Below are 2,615 nucleotides of genomic sequence, written 5' to 3'. Positions count from 1 at the left end.
ACAGTATTTTCAGCCGCAGTGCAAAGCTACCTGCTCGTGTTCGCATACCTTATGATAATAGGGCTTATCCTGCTGAGCTTTTCACTTGTGAAACACAAGACTGTAGGCTTTGTCCTTTGCGGAGCAGTGATATCTTTAGGCACAGCGTTCTGCTCCATAAAGACCACGCTTATGTGGACAATGCCAATGGCGAACAGCATAATATGGCTGCACTACACAAAATATTTCCGTGAGCCTGTTATGTCAATGAGTTTTTCGGTCAGCTATCTTGCCATATTTATAGCGGTACTGCTGGCGTTCTGCTTTATCGCCATAAGAAAATTCAATTACGACAATGTTGCAGAGATAGCAAGTTAGGGATTAGGGGGACGAAATGGATATCATCAATGTAAATGACGTATGCCTTACGCTTGGCAAAACGGAGATACTAAAGCACATAAATGTGTCCTTTGAGGAGGGCAAGATACACGGACTTATCGGCAGAAACGGCAGCGGAAAGACAATGCTTATGAAGTGCATATGTGGTTTTATCAAGCCCACGGGCGGTGAGATTATCGTTGACGGCAAGCAGGTGGGCAAGGACGTTGACTTCCCGAAAGATATGGGTATCATTATTGAAACACCTGGGTTTATACCTTACTATTCGGGCTACAAGAACTTAAAACTTCTTGCAGGGCTGAACAACAAGATAGGCAAAGAGGAGATAAAAAGCAGTATGAAACAGGTGGGGCTTGACCCCGAACTAAAACGCCACGTCCGCAAATACAGTCTAGGTATGCGGCAGCGTTTGGGACTTGCACAAGCCATTATGGAAAACCCGAAGATACTTATTCTCGACGAGCCTTTCAATGGTCTTGACAAGGACGGCGTAAAAGAAATGCGTGAATATCTGCTCAGCTACAAAGAACAGGGCAAGACTATCCTTATTTGCTCTCACTCAGCGGAGGACATCTCCGTGCTGTGCAATACTGTACACGAAATGGATAAGGGAGTCATTGAGGGGGTAAGGTGACATAGACTGAATAAGTATGGATTCGTATTTTTATTTAATGCAATTCTATATTATATCATACTTTCTGAAAAAGTTTACATTTGTCAACATGGAAGTTGAAATAGCCATATAAATTTATCAAATTCCATTAGCATCTATCACTGATAGGTGCTTTTTTAATAACCAAAACAAGAAATGTGGTGAACAATTTATGATGTAAAATTACGAATATGCTCCCCAATGCTATAGATACCAAAAGAGTCGAGAAATCGGCTCTTTTATACAGTAGAGGGATACTGTTTGATATATTCCATTATTTCGCACATAATATTAAGGACAAATTTGCTTATTCTATTGACATTTCCCTTATTTTATATTATAATTTAAGGGAAAATAATGGAGGTAAGGAAATGAGAAGTTTTAATTACTCTGCTTTTAAAGAACAAAAGTGGGATTCTGATATTCTCGGACTTATAGCGGCCATATACAAAGAGGCTGGAAAACAGGAGCAGTATCTGAAACAGCGTCCGCAAGAGATGGAGAAGCTTATTGAGATAGCAAAAATTCAAAGTACCGAAGCTTCAAATGCGATAGAGGGTATCGTAACAACAAGCACGAGGATCAAACAGTTGGTCGAAGAAAAGACTACTCCTCGAAATCGTGACGAGCAGGAGATCGCAGGGTATAGAGACGTGCTGAACGTTATACACGAAAGCTTTGACGCTATTCCGATAACTCAGAACTATATTCTGCAGCTTCACAAAAAGCTTTATAGTCATATGAACAATCCGCTTGCTGGCAGAACAAAAAGCGTGCAGAATTATATCAGTGCGGCTTACCCCGATGGACATACAGAAATACTGTTTACTCCGCTCGAGCCAAATGAAACATCTGAGGCACTTGACAGGATATGTGAAGAGTACAATCGTGTTATCGGTAATTTGGAGGTTGAGCCGCTTATAATTATCCCTATATTTATCCACGATTTTCTCTGTATACACCCTTTTAATGACGGCAACGGAAGAATGAGCCGTCTGCTTACCACTCTTCTGCTGTATCAGAATGGCTTTTACATTGGCAAATATATATCGCTCGAGGCAAAGATCTCTAAGGACAAAGATCTGTATTACAGTGCTCTGAGTCAGTCGCAGATGGGCTGGCACGAGGGCAAAGAGGATGCTTTGCCATTTATAAAATACATTTTAGGCACGATACTTGCATCGTATAAAGATTTTGAAGAGCGTACATCCCTTGTTCAAGAAAAACTGCCTGCACTTGAGATGGTCAGAATGGCAAGCAAAAGCAAAATAGGACGATTTAACAAGCAGGATATAAGGGAACTCTGTCCTACTCTCAGTGACAGTTCTATCGAAGGTGTACTAAGAAAACTTGTTGCCGCAGGAGAACTAAAAAAAGAGGGCAAGGGAAAGAGCACCTGCTATTTCAGATTAAATTAGATTAGAAGATGTTCTACACATCGCATGACTAGGTTTTGGCGGACTTGGAGCGGCAGGTGAGTTTTTAGGTAATGCCAAGACGGTTAGTTTGCTTGCCATAGAAAAGATAAAGTCAGGAGATAAAGTCATTTCAACAGACCCTGAAACAATGGAAACTTCTCCGAAAA

At 41.0% G+C, this 2,615-nt stretch carries 3 protein-coding genes; all 3 read left to right on the top strand.

Translation table 11 applies throughout. The features are described from left to right. Nucleotides 1–357, top strand: a 357-nt coding sequence (locus DW938_RS14815) for a hypothetical protein (protein WP_181984415.1), incomplete at its 5' end; no start/stop codon positions are given. Nucleotides 358–373: 16 nt separating this feature from the next. Continuing rightward, nucleotides 374–1,012, top strand: coding sequence for an ATP-binding cassette domain-containing protein (locus DW938_RS10230; protein ID WP_118124702.1), 639 nt, complete (start codon nucleotides 374–376; stop codon nucleotides 1,010–1,012). Between the two features lie 389 nt (nucleotides 1,013–1,401). Further along, on the top strand, nucleotides 1,402–2,448 hold the full coding sequence (locus DW938_RS10225; protein WP_118124700.1) for a Fic family protein: 1,047 nt from the start codon (nucleotides 1,402–1,404) through the stop codon (nucleotides 2,446–2,448). The last annotated feature ends 167 nt before the right edge of the window (nucleotides 2,449–2,615 follow it).

Origin of the sequence: Ruminococcus sp. AM43-6, from assembly GCF_003461785.1 — a bacterium.
In the GTDB taxonomy this organism is placed as follows: Bacteria; Bacillota; Clostridia; order Oscillospirales; family Ruminococcaceae; genus Hominimerdicola; species Hominimerdicola aceti.
Note: the sequence above shows the minus strand (reverse complement) of the source record. Positions and strands in the feature narration are given on the sequence as shown.

Coding starts and splice junctions, on each gene's coding strand:
- DW938_RS10230 (WP_118124702.1), top strand. CDS start 374: ATGGATATCATCAATGTAAATGACGTATGCCTTACGCTTGGCAAAACG.
- DW938_RS10225 (WP_118124700.1), top strand. CDS start 1,402: ATGAGAAGTTTTAATTACTCTGCTTTTAAAGAACAAAAGTGGGATTCT.